General features: G+C 62.3%; 18 protein-coding genes. 9 read left to right on the forward strand and 9 right to left on the reverse strand.

Annotated elements, in window-relative coordinates; translation table 11 throughout:
* Window positions 1-40: 40 nt before the first annotated feature.
* The 6 genes from ACRWQA_RS17860 to ACRWQA_RS17885 all read right to left on the reverse strand — a co-directional run bounded on the left by ACRWQA_RS17860 (window position 41) and on the right by ACRWQA_RS17885 (window position 4,806).
* Window positions 41-1,213 carry a DUF3618 domain-containing protein gene (locus ACRWQA_RS17860; protein WP_434228057.1) on the reverse strand — a complete coding sequence of 391 codons (1,173 nt, stop codon included), beginning with the start codon at window positions 1,211-1,213 and terminating at the stop codon, window positions 41-43.
* A complete protein-coding gene (locus ACRWQA_RS17865; protein WP_263582564.1) occupies window positions 1,210-1,647 on the reverse strand; it encodes a phage holin family protein in 438 nt (145 codons plus the stop codon). Before ACRWQA_RS17865 ends, ACRWQA_RS17860 begins: the two co-directional genes overlap by 4 nt.
* A gap of 63 nt (window positions 1,648-1,710) precedes the next feature.
* A complete protein-coding gene (locus tag ACRWQA_RS17870; protein ID WP_263582563.1) occupies window positions 1,711-2,190 on the reverse strand; it encodes a hypothetical protein in 480 nt (159 codons plus the stop codon).
* Window positions 2,191-2,435: 245 nt separating this feature from the next.
* Window positions 2,436-3,188, reverse strand: a complete 753-nt coding sequence (locus ACRWQA_RS17875; RefSeq protein ID WP_434228055.1) for a creatininase family protein — start codon at window positions 3,186-3,188, stop codon at window positions 2,436-2,438.
* A gap of 15 nt (window positions 3,189-3,203) precedes the next feature.
* The gene (locus ACRWQA_RS17880) at window positions 3,204-3,401 is read right to left on the reverse strand and encodes a tautomerase family protein (RefSeq protein WP_263582561.1); all 198 of its coding nucleotides are present in this window, start codon (window positions 3,399-3,401) and stop codon (window positions 3,204-3,206) included.
* Window positions 3,402-3,495: 94 nt separating this feature from the next.
* On the reverse strand, window positions 3,496-4,806 hold the full coding sequence (locus ACRWQA_RS17885) for a putative bifunctional diguanylate cyclase/phosphodiesterase (protein WP_434228053.1): 1,311 nt from the start codon (window positions 4,804-4,806) through the stop codon (window positions 3,496-3,498).
* A gap of 354 nt (window positions 4,807-5,160) precedes the next feature.
* Between ACRWQA_RS17885 and ACRWQA_RS17890 the strand changes: the two genes are divergently transcribed.
* Window positions 5,161-5,349: a DUF3008 family protein gene (locus ACRWQA_RS17890; protein WP_159549396.1), complete on the forward strand. Its 189-nt coding sequence runs from the start codon at window positions 5,161-5,163 to the stop codon at window positions 5,347-5,349.
* 99 nt (window positions 5,350-5,448) lie between these two features.
* On the forward strand, window positions 5,449-6,918 hold the full coding sequence (locus ACRWQA_RS17895) for a dihydrolipoyl dehydrogenase (RefSeq protein WP_434228051.1): 1,470 nt from the start codon (window positions 5,449-5,451) through the stop codon (window positions 6,916-6,918).
* A gap of 4 nt (window positions 6,919-6,922) precedes the next feature.
* Here the strand turns inward: ACRWQA_RS17895 and ACRWQA_RS17900 are convergent, their stop codons facing one another.
* Window positions 6,923-10,207, reverse strand: coding sequence for an AsmA family protein (locus ACRWQA_RS17900; protein WP_434228049.1), 3,285 nt, complete (start codon window positions 10,205-10,207; stop codon window positions 6,923-6,925).
* Between the two features lie 276 nt (window positions 10,208-10,483).
* Here ACRWQA_RS17900 and ACRWQA_RS17905 point away from each other — a divergent pair, with 276 nt between their 5' ends.
* From ACRWQA_RS17905 to ACRWQA_RS17930, 6 genes are all read left to right on the forward strand, one after another.
* Window positions 10,484-10,795 carry a hypothetical protein gene (locus ACRWQA_RS17905; protein ID WP_263582556.1) on the forward strand — a complete coding sequence of 104 codons (312 nt, stop codon included), beginning with the start codon at window positions 10,484-10,486 and terminating at the stop codon, window positions 10,793-10,795.
* Window positions 10,796-10,833: 38 nt separating this feature from the next.
* Complete coding sequence (locus tag ACRWQA_RS17910; protein ID WP_434228047.1) at window positions 10,834-11,832, forward strand: NADP-dependent oxidoreductase; 999 nt, start codon at window positions 10,834-10,836, stop codon at window positions 11,830-11,832.
* Between the two features lie 259 nt (window positions 11,833-12,091).
* Window positions 12,092-12,403 carry a hypothetical protein gene (locus ACRWQA_RS17915; protein WP_263582554.1) on the forward strand — a complete coding sequence of 104 codons (312 nt, stop codon included), beginning with the start codon at window positions 12,092-12,094 and terminating at the stop codon, window positions 12,401-12,403.
* A 468-nt stretch (window positions 12,404-12,871) separates the two neighbouring features.
* Window positions 12,872-13,684: an AraC family transcriptional regulator gene (locus tag ACRWQA_RS17920; protein WP_263582553.1), complete on the forward strand. Its 813-nt coding sequence runs from the start codon at window positions 12,872-12,874 to the stop codon at window positions 13,682-13,684.
* 75 nt (window positions 13,685-13,759) lie between these two features.
* The gene (locus tag ACRWQA_RS17925; RefSeq protein ID WP_263582552.1) at window positions 13,760-14,368 is read left to right on the forward strand and encodes a LysE family translocator; all 609 of its coding nucleotides are present in this window, start codon (window positions 13,760-13,762) and stop codon (window positions 14,366-14,368) included.
* 92 nt (window positions 14,369-14,460) lie between these two features.
* Window positions 14,461-15,777 (forward strand): glycerophosphodiester phosphodiesterase family protein, encoded by a 1,317-nt coding sequence (locus ACRWQA_RS17930; RefSeq protein ID WP_434228044.1) that lies wholly within the window; start codon window positions 14,461-14,463, stop codon window positions 15,775-15,777.
* A gap of 57 nt (window positions 15,778-15,834) precedes the next feature.
* Here the strand turns inward: ACRWQA_RS17930 and ACRWQA_RS17935 are convergent, their stop codons facing one another.
* Both ACRWQA_RS17935 and ACRWQA_RS17940 read right to left on the reverse strand, forming a co-directional pair.
* Window positions 15,835-16,227 carry a nuclear transport factor 2 family protein gene (locus ACRWQA_RS17935; RefSeq protein WP_263582550.1) on the reverse strand — a complete coding sequence of 131 codons (393 nt, stop codon included), beginning with the start codon at window positions 16,225-16,227 and terminating at the stop codon, window positions 15,835-15,837.
* 160 nt (window positions 16,228-16,387) lie between these two features.
* Window positions 16,388-16,786: an HIT family protein gene (locus ACRWQA_RS17940; protein ID WP_263582549.1), complete on the reverse strand. Its 399-nt coding sequence runs from the start codon at window positions 16,784-16,786 to the stop codon at window positions 16,388-16,390.
* Between the two features lie 694 nt (window positions 16,787-17,480).
* Here ACRWQA_RS17940 and ACRWQA_RS17945 point away from each other — a divergent pair.
* Complete coding sequence (locus tag ACRWQA_RS17945) at window positions 17,481-18,377, forward strand: diguanylate cyclase (RefSeq protein WP_434228042.1); 897 nt, start codon at window positions 17,481-17,483, stop codon at window positions 18,375-18,377.
* The last annotated feature ends 70 nt before the right edge of the window (window positions 18,378-18,447 follow it).

The raw sequence follows: 18,447 nt of genomic DNA on the forward strand, positions 1-18,447 counted from the left end.
GCGCTGTCACGACTTTTCTGCTTCTCCAAATGGGCTTTACTCAAGCACCTCGTGTCGGTGGTGTGGTACCGCTGCCGCCGGGCTTCGTGCTCGATGAGTCCGAGGCATTGGCACCCGGAGTACTGGTACCCGGGGTAGTAGTACCTGGTGTACTAGTTCCCGAAGTATTACCCGAGGTGGGGGAGCCGCTAGCGCCAGTTCCGCCTTTGTTTGCCGCCGACTCTCGTCCGGTATTCGCGCCGGCCCCTGTGGGAGTTGAACCGGCCTTGGCGAAACGCTCCTCGCTCGAGGAGTTCTCCACATAGCCCGGTGCGTTCGACGGCCGTGCCGAACGGGCGTCATCCTTCCACCGCTCCGCGGTTTCGTGGATCTTCTCCTCGGCTCGCTCTAACTGCTCCCGCCCCGCTTCCTCGGCACGATGCATGGCCCGATCGCGCAATTCCCCCAGATGACGATTCTCGGTGCGAGTCGGTGAGAACAGGCTACCGAGCACGGCACCCACCGCTACTCCGATGGCACCGGCCACCAGCGGGTGATCCTGGATGAAGTGGCTGGTCTGTGCGCCGGCATCGCGTGCGCGATGGGTAACGGCCTGCATGGCCGAGTGCTGGCGATCTCGCAGCTGCCCGCTCATGTGCTGCGCGCGCTCTCGCATCTGATCGCTGACATGTTGGGCGCGGCCTCGCACCTCACTGCCCATGTGCTGGGCGCGCTCCTTCATGCTACCGGCCATCTGCTGCGCCTTCCGCGTCATGCCACCTCCATGGCCATGCTCATCCGAGCCATGTTGCGGCATGGCCCCCAGAGCAGCGGGATCGTGCCCCATGGTCGTGGTGCCGGCACCGCTGAACGTGCTGTCCGGCATATCGTCGCCGTCGGGCATTCGCGTGACAGGCATCGTGGAGCCGGGATAGCCCCCCGAGTAATACTCCTGGTCGTCGTAGTCATGACTGGAACGGCGCTGTGCCAGCAACAGCCAGCCCAGGCCGATACCGGTCACCATGACAGGCAACGGGTTCTCTCGGATCGCTCTACCGAGCGAGGAGACGGCGCTTTCTGCACCGCCGTGACGTAGATAATCGTAGGTCGTATTCATAAGCTTTTGGGGAGAGAATCTCTCTTCGATTTCGTGAAGGGTCTCATCCAGACGCGCCCGCGTCTGATGAATCTCGTGTTCAATTTCATCCGAGGTGCGCCGGCCATCCTGGCTCATCTCAACTCCTCCTTGACCGCCTCTTCATGCTCCCGGGTCAATGCCTTGTCGCGACGCAGGCTAGCCATGGTGCGCGTCGGCATCAGGTTTTCCTGCTTTAGCTTCTTGCGCCCCGCCTGCAGCATGATGAGGCCGATCACAACGACGATGCCGCCGACGATAAGGGCGGAAAGCCAAGGGGTGGTTTCGGGAGGAAGTACGGTATTGAGGCCGAAGACCGCTGCGGCAAGCAGCACCAGAAAGCCGCACATCAATATCGCGCCGGCAATGGCGATCGATGCCAGAGCACCCATCGCCTGGCTGGTTTTCTCGCCCATCTCGACTTTGGCAAGCTCGGTTTCCTTGCGCACCAGCGAGGAGACTTCCCGTGCCAGATTGGTGAAGAGAGTCCCTATCGAGGACTCTCCCGTGCGAACTTTGTTTTCCGCTTCCATGAGGTGTCGCCTCCATTGCAACTATCGGCAAAGCATCGCTCGACAAGAGCCAACGCTTTCGTCTCACATGCTGCGACTGTTCGGTACGTCACTCTGGCTGGAACTACGCATGAAGCGGGATAGCATGAAGCCGGCGGCGATTGCGCCGCCCATGAACAGCGCCGGATGTTGGCGACTGTAGTTGCGAGTCTGCTCCATAAGCGCGTCCAGGTCGCGTTCGCGCAAGTTGCGTGAAAAGGCATCGGAACGCTTGGCCAGCTCATTGATGCAACCGGAAAAATAGGGCTGCTCCTGGCGCTCGAACTCGTCAGCCATCTTGTGCAGCACTGTGGTTACCCTCTCCGCCTGATCGGCTGCCGCCGCCTTCTGTCGGTCAAGCAGACTCTCGGCCTGCACGCGTGCGACATCGCGTAGCTCATCCTTGGTTTCGGTTGCCTTCTGCTTGAACTCCTCGCGGCTAAGCTCGTGTTCTCCAGCGTTACGGGTACCGGGGCTGGCACCGCTAGCGGCTCCTGAATTGTCACGGCTATGGGTATCGCTCATTACGCCACCTCCTTGTCTCGCCATGCTCACCAAGCCATTCCAAATCGGCGTGGTTTATCCTTTCGAGAAATTCCGACTGACACTCGAAAAATAGCCTCCCTATACCCGCTGTCAATGCATGCCGGACATTGCGAGAAAAAAAGAGACAAAATGGGCGAAGGAAAGGCAATAAAAAGAAAAATTAGGTAACGTTATATTCAAGACGACTAACAGAGGGATACGCATCCGTGCGTACGAACTCTGAATTAAGTGCGACCGACAAAAGTGCGATAACTCTCCCACACATCGGCCACGCTTGCCTCGAAGAAGCGCTCGCCATGCTCCACACTGGCAAGACTCGGGTCCGAGCCCATGCGGCCATCGGGGAAGCGACGGCGGAACTCGTCGGCATCGCACTGGGCACTGCCGCGAGGAGCGATACGCGGCGACATGTGCACTTGCTTTTGAGCCTCCGGCCGCGCAAACCAGGAGAGCGATACTTCCGAAGCGGTGGCGTGGGTGCCCTCGGCATCGCCATAGAGAGACTCGGCCAGCTCACGTACCCGGGGGCCGGCAAACCAGTTGTTGGTGGCCAGGTAAAGTTCGGCAGCGGGCCGCGGTCCCAAGCCCATACTGCGCTCTGTATAGATTTCGGCGAAAGCCGCGCTCAGGCTAGCGATGTTGCCGCCATGGCCGTTGAGGAAGAACACATGGGTGAAGCCGTGACCCGACAGCGAAGTCACAGTGTCGCGCAGCACGGCGATCAACGTGCTGGGGCGCAGGCTGATGGTGCCGGGAAACCCCAGGTGGTGCTGGGCCATGCCCAGGTTCTGGGTGGGAGCCACCAGCACCCCATGGCGCTCACCGATTTCCCAGGCGACCGTCTCTGGACAGATGGCGTCGGTACCCACCAGGCCGTTGGGACCGTGCTGCTCGGTGGAGCCGATCGGCACGATGATGCCGGTTTCGCGCTGCAGGTATGTCTCGACCTCCTGCCAGGTAGCGTGCTGTAGCCGCATGTTGCCTCCTCGAGATCAGCCTTGCCCGGCGCTGCGGTCGCAACCCATCATCCCGGCCTTGGCCCAGTTCTCGCCGTCCACTTCGCTGAAGAAGACCTGCACGCTCTGCTCGGGGACGCCGTAGACCTCGATGAAGGCATCGGTGATACGGCGTGCCAGCTCGCGCTTCTGCGCCAACTCACGCGGGAACTGCTGAATGGTCACGATGGGCATGTCGGCTCCTGTCATGGCGGTTCTGGAAAGGCTTCATGGTCGACCCAAAGAAACTTTCCCGCAACCTCATGCCTGCCAGTAGCCAGTACGATCGTTACTCCGAGGAGGAATCGCTGTATTCCATGCGCGACCACAGGCTGCCCTGCAGCAGGTCGCAGCCCTGTTCGCGTAGGAAGTCGGCCAGCTGGCGCGAACCGACCCCGCTTGCCGCCACGCGCACACCCAACTCGTGTGCCATGCCGATGACCGAGCGGATGATCGCCTGACGACGCGGATTGTCGAGACAGTCATCGATGAACAGCGCATCGAGCTTAAGCGTGTCGATGGGGAACAGGCTCAGATGGCCAAGGCTGGAGTGGCCTTTGCCGAACCCATCGATGGAAAGCCCCACGCCGGTCGCCTTGAGCCGCTCGAGCAGCGCACAGACATGCTCGGGATCCTGCATCAACCCACCTTCGGTCAACTCGATCTCGAGCAGTCCCGCCGGCAGGCCGCTCTCCTCGAGAGCGAAGCGAACGCATTCAACCAGCACATTGTCCATCAGCCCTTCCGACGGTACGCCGACCACCACCCGTAGCCCCGAACCGGCCTCGTACCAGGACCGGGCATGCCGGCAAGCGCTCGCCAGAACCCAAGGGCAGATTTCATGCAACTGGTCGTTGTCGCGAGCAGCAGGCAACCACTGTGCCGTCTCCAGCACACCGAAACGCGGCGAGCACCAGCGCGGCTGGGCCGACACCGCCACGACCTGGCCGCTGCGTGCGCACAGCACGGGGCGATAGCGCAGCTCCATTTCACCGCGCGCAAAGGCATCGCGCAGCTCACAGCGCAACGCGATGCGGTCGGGGCCATCGTCGAGCAGCTCGGGCGAGAAGGCCCAATACTGCATGCTCCCCCGGGCCTGTGCCCGGCGCCGAGCCAAGTTGGCGTGACGCATCAACTCGGTAACCGTACTGCCATGATCGGGATACAGCGCAAGCCCGATGCAACAGCTGGCGAACAAGGTTCGCCCGGAGAGGTCGATGGGCTGACGAGTACGCTCCAGCAGCCGTTCGACGATGGGAAGGACGCCCTCCAGGGTTGTAACGTCGGGCAGTACCGCCATGATTTCATCGCTGTCGAGCCGGCTGGCGCTGCCCTTGAGATCGATGACGTCGACAATCCGCTGTGCCACCAGGCGCAGGCAAGCATCGCCTACGGACCTGCCCAGCGAATGATTGATCTCCTTCAAGCGGTCGATGTCGACGTGCAGCACGGCAACCTTCGTGCCCTGCTCGGCGGCACTTGCCAGCAAGGACGCCAACTGATGCTCGGCGTGGCGACGTGTCGCCAGGCCGGTAACGTCATCATGACGGGATTGACTGGCCGGATCCTGAGATCGGCTCTGGATGGCAAGCTGGCGCATGAGACTCCCTTCCCCGCGAATACAACGCATTTATTCGTAAAGATTGAATCAAGTGATCCCGATTAACTCACTGAACTCACGCCAGATCGTTGTCGTTATTCATCTTGCCTTGTCCCAAATATCATGCAGAACGCTTACAGTCAAAAGGGATTTTGTAAGTGCCTTTAGAACGTATTTCAGTTATTTCTGCAACGCTCTCAACCACCTGTATTTCAGAACAGCGTTTCTGCCATTACCTAACCACGCTCCCTGTAACACACTGAAACGGAAGCCCTATTAACCACAGGCTAGCTTCTACGACAGGAGGACGGAATATCGGTAAAGCCTCTTTGTGTCGAAAGAAGGAGACAGTCCATGCCAGCCAAATCAGAAGCCCAGCAAATGGCAGCCGGAGCCGCCCTAGCCGCCAAGCGTGGTGAGAAAAAGGTCAGCGAACTCGAAGGTGCCTCGAAGCAGATGTATGAATCGATGGACGAGAAGGAACTCGAGAAAATGGCTTCCACCAGTCAGAAGGACAAGCCTACCCACAACCGCAAGTCATGAGTACGCCGTCCTGCACCGATCGCTCTCGGCAAATGGCGTCTAGGCTTTAACCATGTCGAGCCATTCGAACCCATGCTAATGGGTCAAGGGAGGCGAGTGATGCAGGAACGTGACGTGGATGTTGCCGTGATCGGGGCCGGCACGGCCGGCCTGAGTGCCTGGCACGCGGCCAGGCAGTACCGTGACCGGGTAGTACTCATCGAAGGCGGCGAGCCCGGCACCACCTGCGCGCGGGTGGGTTGCATGCCTTCCAAGCTCCTGATCGCTGCTGCCGAATCGGCCCACCAGGCCCGCGAAGCCGCCGGTTTCGGCATCGAGGTCGGGAGCATCAAGGTCAACGGCCAGGACGTCATGGCCCGTGTCAGACGTCAGCGCGATGCCTTCGTCGCGAGCGTGCTCGACTCCATGCAGCGCATCGCGCCCGACAATCGCATCCTCGGCCACGCCCGCTTCGAGGATCCCCATACGCTGCGCGTCGGCGACGATCTGCGCCTGCGCGCCAGGACCATCGTCCTCGCGACCGGCTCACGTCCCCACTGCCCCAAGGCCCTCGCTCCGGCTGGCGACCGACTGGTCGATAGCGACGCCCTCTTCGAATGGGAAGAGCTGCCCGAATCGGTGGCCGTATTCGGCCCCGGCGTCGTCGGATTGGAACTCGGCCAGGCACTCGGACGCCTGGGCGTGCGTATTCGCATGTTCGGCAAAAGCGGCTCGCTGGGCCCCTTTCAGGACCCGGCGCTGCGCGACTATGCCGAGCGCACCTTCAACGGCGAGTTCTACCTCGACCCGGCGGCTCAGGTCGAGGCCATCGAGCGCGACGGGAATCAGGTGGCGATCCGTTTCCTCGAGCGCGACAGCGGCCGTCGCCTGACCGAACGCTTCGACTACCTGCTGGCCGCCACCGGACGCCGCCCCAACCTCGACCGCCTCGACCTGCAGAACGCCGGCCTGCGGCTGGATGACAAGGGCGTTCCCGACTACAACCGCTTCACCATGCAGTGTCGCCAGGGCGACGACGAGGGTGCCGGCAGTCATGTCTTCATCGCCGGGGACGCCAACCAGGAGCTGCCGCTACTGCATGAAGCGAACCAGCAGGGGCGCATCGCCGGGCAGAACGCCGGGCGCTACCCCGAGCGTCGCGCTGGCCATCGCAGTACACGGCTCGCGATCGCTTTCACCGACCCGCAGATGGCCACGGTGGGGCTGAGCCGCGACGAAGCGGCAAAGCGCTTCGGTTGCGACGTTGTCGCCGAGGGCGAAGCCACCTTCGAGGATCAGGGTCGCGCGGTGGTGATGCGCCAGAACTGCGGCCTGATGCGTCTGTACGCCGAGCACGGTTCCGGCCTGTTTCTCGGCGCCGAGCTGTTCGGCCCTCGCGTGGAGCATATCGCCCACCTGCTTGCCTGGGCGCTTGAGCAGAAGATGGGCGTCGAGCGCATGCTGGAGATGCCCTTCTACCACCCGGTACTGGAGGAGGGCCTGCGCAGCGCTTTACGCGACCTCAATAGCGCGCTGCTGCAGGGTCCGGCCATGACCGAGCGCTGCCTCGAGTATGGCCCGGGGGGCTAGGCCGTTACTCCTCGAACGCCGAGAGCGCCTGCTCGCAGCCCATGCCGACCTGCTCGCCACCACCCGGATCGACCCACGGTAGAATCGCCAGGGGCGGCGCGACGATGGCGCCCAGTAGCGACAGGGCACCACGCGCTACCAGTTCCTCGGTGATGACGTTCACCTCCGGGTCGCGCAGCGAGCCCTTCAGCTCCACCGGCGAATTCCCGGTGAACAGAGTGGGATTCACATTGTGTCCCTGGAAGGCCATGTCCATCCTTTCGGTGGCCAGGTTGATGGCCCCGGCCCCCTCGAAGTGGGCGATCTCCGTGGCCATGAAGAACTCATCCAGATCGGCCAGGCCATCATCGGCCACGAAGCGCACGTAGCTACACTCCAGCTCTACCTGCCCCTCCCCGGCGAGCGCCGCCACCAAGGCATTGGCCACGTTGAGCGGCAGCAGCTCGGCGGCAATGATGTCCAGCCAGCCCTGGGACATGGCCAGCTCCAGCTCGCCATCGAGCCCGGCCATGACCTCATGCATGGAGCGCCCGCGGTAGCGGAAGTCGCCGCGACCGCCGATCAGCCCCAGGGTGTCACGAGCCACCTCGGGCAGGCCAGCCTCATCCAGCAGCGCACTGAGATTGACCTGATCGAGCGCCAGTTGCAGAGCGCCCTCGATGGCGGCCTGACGTGCATCCAGGGTCCAGGAGGCGCTGACCTGCCCGCCGCCGAGCCCTACCCGCAAGGGCTCGACCGTCATCACCCCCTGTTCCAGTACCAGCGCCAGTGACAGGCTCTCGAACGGCACGTGCTTTGCCTGCACGTTGGCCGCCTCGTAATCCAGCACGATGTCGGTGTTTCTCAACGCCTCCAGGTTCCATTCACGGTCGGGAAACAATATCCCGGCGCGCTTCTCCTCCGCCTCCCACTGCCGCTGCTCGGACGAGACCGTCTCGCCCGAGCCCGTCTCCGGCGACATGCCCAGCATCGGCAGCAGGTCGTCCGCCTCGAGCTGTTGCGATTTGAGGGTTGCCCATAGCGTGGGCTGCTCGCCGAAGCGCATGCGCACGTCACCGGCCACGTCGCTGTCGCCGAAGCCACCTTCGAGGCCGTCGATCTCGAGCTGGCCATCCCGGTAGCGCAGGTAGCCGCTGACCCGATAAGGCGGCAGTTCGGGCAGGCCGATACCGGTCAGATTGGTGAGCTCGGCCGGGCTGGGCCCCTCGAGGCGGGCGTTACCCTCCAGAGATTCAAGGGCGAAGGGCTGCACCGCGCTGCCATCGATCCACAGCCGGGTATCGCCACTGGCCAGTTCGCCGGCGACCGGATAAGGCCTATCGGGATTGGTGAGATCCAACAGCGGCCCCACCAGCAAGTCGAAGGCAAAGGGTTCCTGCTCGTAGCTACCCTCACCGACCAGTTGCACCCGCTGCCCCTCCACGCCCTCGGTGCGGGTATCGGCGGTGAACGAAAGCGCCAGGCCCCAGTGCGGGGCGCGATAGTCCAGCGCGGTATTCTCGAACAGCAGTCCACCGTCGACCACGCGGGTATTGAGGTTGCCGTCCAGCGTGCCCAACGGACCGAACCCGAGCGGTGCAAGTGCCGCGGTCAGGTCGATGCGGTCAAGCTGCGCCTGCAGCTCGGCCACCAGGCGTTGTTCATCGACTTCAAGCCAGCCCTGGAGGCTCAACGAGCGTGGCGACTCGTCATCGAGCTGTTGGTGCGTCTGCACGCGGGCGATGGTGAGCCGCCCCTCTTCGAGGGTCGCCTCGAGGGCCAGGTCATGCAGGGTCTGGCCGGCATAATGCAACTCCCCGAGTGTCAGGTCGAACTCGCCTTCGAACGTCTCCAGGCCTTGCAACACCTGAACCACGTGCCGGTCCCACTCCCCTTCCTGCTGCGCTTCTTCCTGCCCCGGTGCTCCGCTTGCCTGCTCCTCTTCGAACAACCCCCAGCGGTCGAGGTCGAGCGCATCGCCCTCGAACTCGACGGCGAGCCAGGGGGAATCGCGCCCCAGGTCGAATTCCAGGTTACCTGCCAGGCGGCTTTCGCCGATGCTCGCCTCGAGTCCATCGATACCGCCTCGCCACGCCTTCATGTCGAGGCGCAACAGCCCTTCGAACGCCACGCGGTCATCCTGTAGCCGACCCTCGCCCTGCATTTTCATGCGCTGGCCTTCCGCAGGCCCGCCTGAATCCTCGGGGGCTTCGAAACTCGCCTCGAGCGAGATCTGCCGCGCCGTGTCACGGTAGATCAGTCGCCCCTGCTCGACGCTTGCAGACTCGTTCTCATCAGACGACGCATCCAACCGCCCCTGCAGTTGAAACAGTCGCTCCTCCCCTTCGCCCAGCACCTCCTTGGCCTGCAGTCGATCGAGCGCCAGCTCTCCTTCTCGCAGCGCTCCTTGCACCACGACGTCGTGCAGCGTTCGCTCGGCGGCATATAGCAGGCCAATGGAGAGGTCTACTTCGGCCTCGAAGGAGTGCAGCACCTCCAGCCTCTCCATGAGCGGACGCTCCTGGGCGGTAGCCTGGGGTTCATCCTGCGCAAAGAGTTCGCTCCAGCGATCCAGGTCAAGCACGTCGGCTTCGAGCTCGGCTTGCATCCGCGGTACGTCACGTCCGATATCCAGCGCGAGATTGCCATGCAGACGGCTTACTCCGATGCGCCCCAGGAACGCCTCGATGGCGCCACGACGCTCTTCAATTTCCAGATGCAGCAGGCCTTGGAATTGAATGGTCTCGCCTTGTGCACTCCCCTCCCCGCGAACGTCCACGCTCAGTTCTTCGACACTCTCTCCGGGGGTAGAGAACGCGATGTCGAGTTCGACATCCTGACCTGCATCGCGAACAACCAGCCGCCCGCGGTCGATGTTGAACGCCTGGGGCCAGAGAGGAATCTCCTGCTCCTCGGTCGGCTCGTCCTCAAGCAGGTCATCGATATTGGTGGTGCCATCCTCGCGGCGCAGCAACACCACCTCCGGGCGACGGATGCCGACCCGCTCCAGCTCGATTTCGCCTTGAAGCAGGGCGCCGACGTCCAGGGTTACCGACAGCTCCTCGAGGTGGGCCATGGGCTCGTCGGCCCAGCTCGCATTGGCGACGCGCACCTCATCGAGCCGCAGGGTCAGCGGCAGGCCCCAGTCGATACCGTGATTGGCGATCTCCACCTCGCGCCCCAGCTGTTCGCTGGCCTGATCTTCCAACCAGCCGCGAAACCAGGAGGATTCCAGGAACAGCGCCACCGCCACCAGTACCAGCAGCAGCGCCCCCAGCGTCATGGCGATTCGACGAGCGACCTTGTTCACCGTTCCATCCATGGGTTGTGAGTTGACCCGTTCCCTAACCATGGACAGAGACGCGGGTTCGGTCCAATCCTACCTCCTGTCCGCATCTCCAAAGGCACTCCCATCTGGTGGCATGCCGGACTTGGGGCATGCAGCGCTTCCTTAGCAAGCCTTCACACTCGCTAACCTGCCCCAAGCCGATAAAGCTTCTATGCTGGGAGCATGGACGTCTCGACCGTTAACCGCGGTAAACAAGGAGAGACAGCGGGATGTTCCCAGTCGGAACGGGAGGTTCGTATGAAAATCTACAAGCCGGAATGGCACTGCACATTCACCGTGAACGAAGCTGCCGGAGCATCGGCCAGTTGGCGTACGAGGCTGGCCTGGCGCATTCGCCACTGGGCCGACAGACTCGATGACGGGGGCCGCACGGTAACGATCGAGTGCAACGTCGAGCCCGCCGTGACAGCCGAGGAGATCGATACCTGCCTGGTCAAGGGCTTCGAAGTCACCCACTCGCTGCTCAATCAGCTGGCGCAGCAGGCTGCCTGCGAAGACGTGATGCGGGATGCCAAGGCCGAGCTCTTCGAGCAGGGGCCGCCACGCTGAGTGATCGCAGCAGGATGCAAGCAAGTCAAGGAGCCGACATGCAGTCACGTTATTTCACAATTCGCGACTACCCGAAGGGTACGCCGTCGAGAGAGCTGTTCGAATTACACAGCCGGGCGCTGCCGGGGCTGGACGAAGGAGAGGTACGCATTCGCAATACCTGGCTGTCGGTCGACCCCTATATGCGGGGCCGCATGAGCGGTGTCAGGACCTATGTGGCACCGTTCGAGCTGGGAGCCCCGCTGGAGGGTGCCGCCATCGGCGAGGTGATCGAGTCGCGTCATGCCCATTTCAAGGTCGGGGACAAGGTGCGCCACATGGGCGGATGGCGTGACGTCGCCCAGCTCAAAGGGGACGTGCTTGACCTCCTGCCCGACATGCAGGTTCCCGAACAGGCCTATCTCGGCGTGCTCGGCATGCCGGGCATGACCGCCTGGACGGGACTCAACCGCATTGCCAACCTGCGCGAAGGCGACAACGTGCTGGTCAGCGCCGCCAGCGGCGCCGTGGGCTCGCTCGCCGTGCAGCTGGCCAAGGCCAGGGGCGGCACCGTCGTCGGCATTGCCGGTGCCGCAGACAAGCTCGAATGGCTGGAGCAGCACGATATTCGCGCCGTGAGCTACAAGGGCAAGGATGCCCGGCAATTGAGCGCCGACCTCAAGGAGGCCTGCCCCGAAGGCTTCGATGTGTACTACGAGAACGTGGGTGGCGCCTGCCTTGAAGCGGCGTTGAACAATCTCAAGGTCGGCGCCCGCATCGCCATCTGTGGGCTGATCTCAAGTTACAACGATGAAACCCAGGATCGCGGCCCAAGCAACCTGGCGAACCTGCTGGTCCAGCGCGCCCGCATGCAGGGCTTCATCATCTTCGACCACTGGACCGAATACCCTCACTTCCTCGAAGAGGTCGGGCCGCGCGTCGCCCAAGGTGAGATCGATTACGAGGAAACTATCGAGTCTGGCCTGGAGCGCACCCCGGATGCCTTTCTCAAGCTGTTCGAAGGAGCCAACCGGGGCAAGATGCTGGTACGGCTCTGACTGAGTAATTCCTGTTCCACCGCTCAGGTTTTCTCCCCTTGTGCCGATATGAGAAGCAAGTGCTTTTTACCATCGGCCGGGGGCTCTCATGCCTCTTGCGCGACAAGCATGATAACTGTCACCCTGTCAGGCGTAGCGAAGCAGCACAGCTCGTGAAAGATCGGTACAAGTTTGTTATGTTGAAAGTATTATTTGTCGAGAAAGTGGAGCCCAACATCACGATCGATCATTCCTAACCAAGCCAGTGCAGGAGGTACTCATGCGAGTCTTCAAACCTGAGTGGCGGTGCACGTTCAGCGTGAGTGAAGGCAGGGAAGAGACGAGCGGCTGGCGTGATCGCCTTGCCTGGTTCATCCGTAACCTCGCCGATAAGCTGGACGGTAGTGGCAGAACGATCAAGATCGACTATCTCGTAACACCTCATTTGAGCCGTGAAGACGTGGATACCTGTCTCGGCAAGGGCTTTGCCGTGACCCAGAGCCTGCTGACCCAACTCGCCCACCAAGCTGCCTGCGAGAACGTCATGCGCGAGGCCAAGGCCGAACTTTTCGAGGAACATCCGCAGCGCTGAAGTCTTACGCTCGAAGCGATCCACGCCCCATCCGGCTACCACCGGATGGGGCGTCTTGCTTGGAGGGCACATGCAGGCTGTTACAAATCCTATGCTGCGGCGCAGCAAAAAACGTCTATGCTGGTGGTGTAGTCCTACAGGAGGACCGCTCCATGACACAGCCCCATTTCCCATTTGCACATCATGACGATGAAGTACTCCGCTTCTGGGCACTCCAGGCCAGCCAGCTGCTGGCCGCGTACGAGGCCCTTTGGCATCACCTCGAAAGCTCGCCATCCAACCCATCACCCCAAGGGCAGCATGAGCTAAGCTAATCGAAAGCACATGGCATTGCTCTAGCAGATAAAAAACCTGGACAACCTTTAAAACAACATACGTATGGTGCTGGACATGAGGCCTGCCAGAACCGCCGATCGTTGGCTGGGCCTCAGCCAGCCTTTGCTACGATACCCGATTCAGGAAGGCAGCATGCCGGAAGAGCATCACCATGTAGCCGCGCACGCCATGGGGGTCGATGGCCTGATGGCAATGAGCCTGGCTTCGGACCGGACCTTTCCTCGTCACTCCCACGATCAGTATGGCATCGGTCTCATCGTCGCCGGGGGGCAGCGCTCCTGGAGCGGGGTCGGTCGCGTGGAGGCCGTGGCCGGCGACATCATCACGGTGAACCCGGGCGAGGTGCACGACGGCGCGCCTCTCGGCGGCACTCGGCGGACCTGGCACATGCTCTACTTCGACACCGACCTGGTCCGGCAGGTCATCGACGGCCCCGACGCCCCCATCGAGATGTCCCGCCCCGCACTCAACGATCCCCTGCTCCTCGAACTCATGGAACAACTGTTCCGTCGGCTTGCCGTAACGCCAGATGATCTTCTGGGCCTGGAGGAGCACTGCTGCCAGCTGCTTGGCGCGGCCTTTTCTCGCCATGGCTCGCGCCGCCTCGACACCCTGCATGGCGCCACGGGCAACGTCGCCAGGGTGCGCCAGCGCCTCGACGACGCACCTCAGCAAGCCGTCACTCTGAGTGAACTGGCCGAAATGGCGAGTCTGAGCCGCTACCAACTGCTGCGCAGCTTCTCCCGTACGTTGGGTATCACGCCACACGCCTACCAGTTGCAGCGACGGGTATTGATGGCCAGGCACCTGATCGCCAACGGTCATTCGCTGAGCCAGGCGGCCCTGGAGGCGGGGTTCTCCGACCAGAGCCATATGAGCCGAGCCTTCAGCCGCCAGCTCGGACTCTCCCCGGGACGCTATCGCCGAGCGCTCCGGCCCCACTGAGAGGCTGCAATTTCGTACAAGAACCGGTCGGCCGATAGCGACACACTGGCGGGGTTTCGTTACCGGAGCCCGCCCATGACCCTCGAATATCTCCTGACCTCGCTGGTCGTCGCCGCCGCACCCGGCACCGGGGTGCTCTACACGCTTGCCACCGGCCTTGCGCGCGGCGTGCGGGCCGGCATACTGGCGGCCTTCGGCTGTACCCTCGGCATCGTGCCGCATATGCTCGCCGCCATCACCGGGCTTGCCTCCCTGCTGCATACCAGCGCCACGGCTTTTCAACTGCTCAAACTGCTGGGCGTCGCCTACCTGCTCTACATTGCCTGGAGTGTGCTGAAATCGCGCGACACCGCACTCCCCGCCACCGACCAGGCGCCCCTGCCGGCCAGACAACTGATCGGCAGCGGCGTACTGCTGAACCTGCTCAATCCCAAGCTGACCCTATTCTTCCTCGCCTTCCTGCCGCAATTCGTCGATGCCGGCGAGGCCCCGCTGGTTCAGATGTTCGAGTTGAGCCTCGCCTTCATGCTAATGACATTTGCGGTGTTTATCGTCTATGGCGTCAGCGCGGCAGTTGCACGCCAGCGCGTCCTGGCACGCCCCCGGACAATTGCCTGGCTGCGGCGCTCCTTCGCGGCGGGCTTCCTCGCCCTGGCAGTGCGCCTGGCGATGACGGAGCGTTAGCCTGGCCGGTACTGCTGCGTATGGCTACGCTCAAGTCTGGCCTCAGGCGTCAACTGTGGCCCATGCCAACAAGGAAGAAAGCGAGACACGCCATGAACAAGACACTCCCCACCCTGGCCTGCCTGGGCCTGCTGGCCACCGGCCCGGCATTGGCCCAGGAGACGACTGCCAATGCTCCCGAGTGGAACGATGCCCTGCTGGATGCCGTCGGCCAGGTGACGCTCGGCCCGCGCCCGCTATTCCTGGTCAATGACATGAGCGAGGAGACCGAGCGTGAGCGCGAACTCAAGGCCGAACTGCTCGAATGCGCTGCCCAGCACACCGACTGGCAGCCTTCGGAGCTTGTCATCGCCCATCGCGGTGCACCGCTGCAGTTTCCCGAACACACCCTTGAGTCCTACCTGGCCGGCGTTCAGGGCGGTGCAGGCATCATGGAGTGCGACGTGACCTTCACCAGCGACAACGAACTGGTGTGCCGGCACTCCCAATGCGACCTGCACTACACCACCAACATCGTCGAAACCGAGCTGGCCCAGAAGTGCAGCGTACCGCCGGAGATCGATCCCGAGAGCGGCGAGCTGACCAATGCCGCCGAGATACGCTGCTGTACCAGCGACATCTCCCTGTCCGAGTTCCGCACCCTGCGTGGCACCATGGAAGGCGCCAACCAGGAAGCGCGCAGCATAGAGGAGTATGTGGCCGGCACGCCCGGCTGGCGCACCGACCTCTACGCCAGTCGTGGCACCCTGATGAGCCATGCCGAGACCATCGCCCTGTTCAAGGAACTCGGCGTGAAGATGACACCCGAGCTCAAGGCGCCCGAAGTGGAGATGCCCTTCAACGGCATGAGCCAGGAGGACTACGCGCAGAAACTCGTCGATGAGTACAAGCAGGCCGACGTGCCGCCGGGCGATGTCTTCGCCCAGTCGTTCAATCTCGACGACGTGCTTTATTGGATCGAGAACGAACCCGAGTTCGGCGAACAGGCCGTCTATCTGGATGGACGCTACGATGATGAGGACTTCGACCATAGCGACCCGAATACCTGGTCGCCAAGCATGGAAGAGCTGGCGGAACAGGGCGTGCGAATCCTTGCTCCACCGACCTGGATGCTGCTGGCTGCCAATCCCGACTTCGGCGAGGGCGACAGCCGCATCGTACCTTCGGAATACGCCGAGCGCGCCAGGGAGGCGGGGCTCGAGCTGATCACCTGGACGCTGGAGCGCTCGGGCCCATTGGCCGAAGGGGGGCAGTGGTACCACCAGACGACGGAAGAAGTGATTCGCCGGGATGGCGACAAGCTGATCACCCTCGACGCGCTGGTGCAGGATGTCGGCGTCATCGGCGTGTTCAGCGATTGGCCGGCGACCGTGAGCCTCTATGCCAACTGCATCGAACGGCGTGACTGAAAGCCGTGGCCTGCCGACAGCCCAGCTTGTCGGCGGGCCTTCCGGCCAGCCTAATCGTCAGTGCGATGGGGCCGCGGCCAACGAGAAGTGCAACGACAGCACCCGCCACTCACCGCTTACCTTCTGCCACAACTCACTGAAATACAGGCTGGGCCGAATCCGAACGTCGTCTACGACCCGGCCTTGCCCATGGATCGATACGACATCGCCCAGCGGCACCAACTTCAGTATGGAGTCCACGGCGTGACTACCGCGGGCAAACCAACGGTCCGCCGCCACGGCGTCGGCAATACCCCCGAGTTGGTCCAACTTGCCCTGCAAGCCCGTTTCATCGATCAGGACGAAATCGTCCAACTCGATATGATCCAATTGACCGACGTTTCCCTCGACATAGGCGGCGTACCACTGACGCCGTGTCTCCAGCAGTTTTTCGTGCACCGTGTCCTCCATAAGCCCAGCTCTTGGACGGGTACCGCCTGCCGTGACCACAGCAGGCTTAGGAAGATACCCATACTAGACCAGAGCCACAGAAGTACTATCAGACATCGGCGCCAAAACGTGTAAGCCATGGCGTACGTGGAGACAGGCCACTGTCATTCCTGAATCAAGGCTAGCCCTCCTGCAGCGCACCCCGGATACGATCGGCATTCTCTGCCAACTCCTCCGGCCGCGCCTGGGGCAACCCTTCGAAGCGGATATCCTGCATCGCATCGATCGGCACCAGGTGCAGATGCACATGAGGAACTTCGAGACCGACGATCATCATTCCCACGCGCTCACAGGGAAAGGCTCGCTTGAGTCCTTTCGCCAGCTTTTGCGACACCGCCATGAGATGAGCGCTCAGTTCGGCCGGCAGGTCATCCCAATGGTCGATCTCATCGCGCGGGATCACCAGCAGGTGACCGGGCTTCATGGGGTTGAGGGTCATGATGGCCACGCACTGCTCGTCGGACCAGACGAACTCGCCAGGTAGCTCGCCGTGGATGATACGGCTGAAGATACTCGCCATTTCGGTTCTCCCTGTCAGGCAAGGTCGATGGGTTACGGAGGCAGTCTCGCCTGAGAGGCGCCGCCGGTCCACCCTCCTTCTTCCAACTGGGCTTCGCCGAGGGAGATCCGGAGTATCCTGCCCATTCGGCGCAAGGAAGCATGACTCCATCCCCGCTAAGTGTCTCCACAAGGCGACACGCAAGTCTTTGTTTTAAAGCCATAATCTCGAACGGCCCAATATGCGTCTCCGAATAGCTACACTTTTCCACTCCAGACTAAGCCATTGTCATGTACTACCTCCTATTCGTCGCACAGAGCTATTTCCAAAACGCTGTTTTTTAAAAGAATCATGCAAACATGGCACTCTTTTCGCTTACATCAAGGCAATGGCAAGGTACGACGAGCCGGACCTTGTGAAAGGCCACCGCTCGTCACTCCAGGCACTTGCAGCGTCACGAACTGGCGCTATGCGGGCTGCCCCCGGCAAGCAAGCCTTAACTGCTTCTACCGGCCTAAGGCACGCTCATGCAATGAGTTAGCACTATCCTTTAGTTCCCTGCGTACTTGGGCCGCTCTGCGGCCCTTTTTTTAGCCGAAATTTTAACAGCGAAGCTTTAACAACAGCGAAGCGCAAGGATGCCGCGAGCGCTAGCTGGCCAGAGTCGAACCCTGTCACGGGCACAGCCCGAACGGCCCAGGAATGAGACGACGCCATGCATACGAAACCCAAGTCTCCGCTGAACAATAGCCTCTGTCTTGCCAGCTGCGTGCTGGCCATTGCCCTGCTGCTCGACGCCGCACTCTCTCTCAACGGCCTAGTACCCGAGCAGACCGCCCTCTTTCCCAACGCTGCCGCTTCCCTGAAAACGCTGGCAGCGGATGCGCTGCCCCCCGGTATGGCGCTTGCTGGCTTCGCCAGCGGCATAGCCCTCGCTCTCACCTTGATCATGCTGCCGATGCACCGCGTCTATCGCTCCCGCGAAGCCCGGCTACTGCAGGAACGTGAGCGCCTTGCCGCCCGGAATGCGGAACTCGTTCATCAGGCCGCCAGCGATGGACTGCTGGGCATCGCCAACCGCCGTGAATTCGAACGCGTATTGAAATTGGAGTGGCGCCGGGCGGCGCGCGAGCGCCAGCCACTCAGCCTGCTGATGATCGACATCGACTGCTTCAAGCTCTTCAACGACACCTACGGTCACCAGGCCGGCGACACTTGCCTGCGTGGCGTTGCCGACGTACTTCGCACCGCCGCCGCACGCCCGGGAGACATGGTGGCACGCTATGGCGGTGAAGAAATGGTGGTGCTGATGCCGCATACCAGCCTGGAGGGCGCCGTGCGCATGGCAGAACGTATCCATGCCATGCTCGCAGAACGCGACCTCGCGTTCTGCGTCTCGCCCGTGGCGAAGCATGTCACCGTCAGCATCGGCGTCTCCTCGATGCTACCGGTGCGCAACGCCAACCGCTCGGTGCTGGTGCAGCAGGCCGATGAAGGCCTCTATGCGGCAAAGGAGAGCGGACGCAACCGCACGGCAACCGTACCGAATCTGCGGCTCATCGCCCCGGAGGAAGAACCGGAGAACTGGACCCACCGCGCCCAGGGCACCTGAAAGCCTGGCGTCCGCCAACAGCACTTCACGACTCGTATAAAACCGAACTGAGCCCCTTGCTCGACATGCC

The sequence above is a fragment of the Billgrantia sp. C5P2 genome (assembly GCF_051062895.2).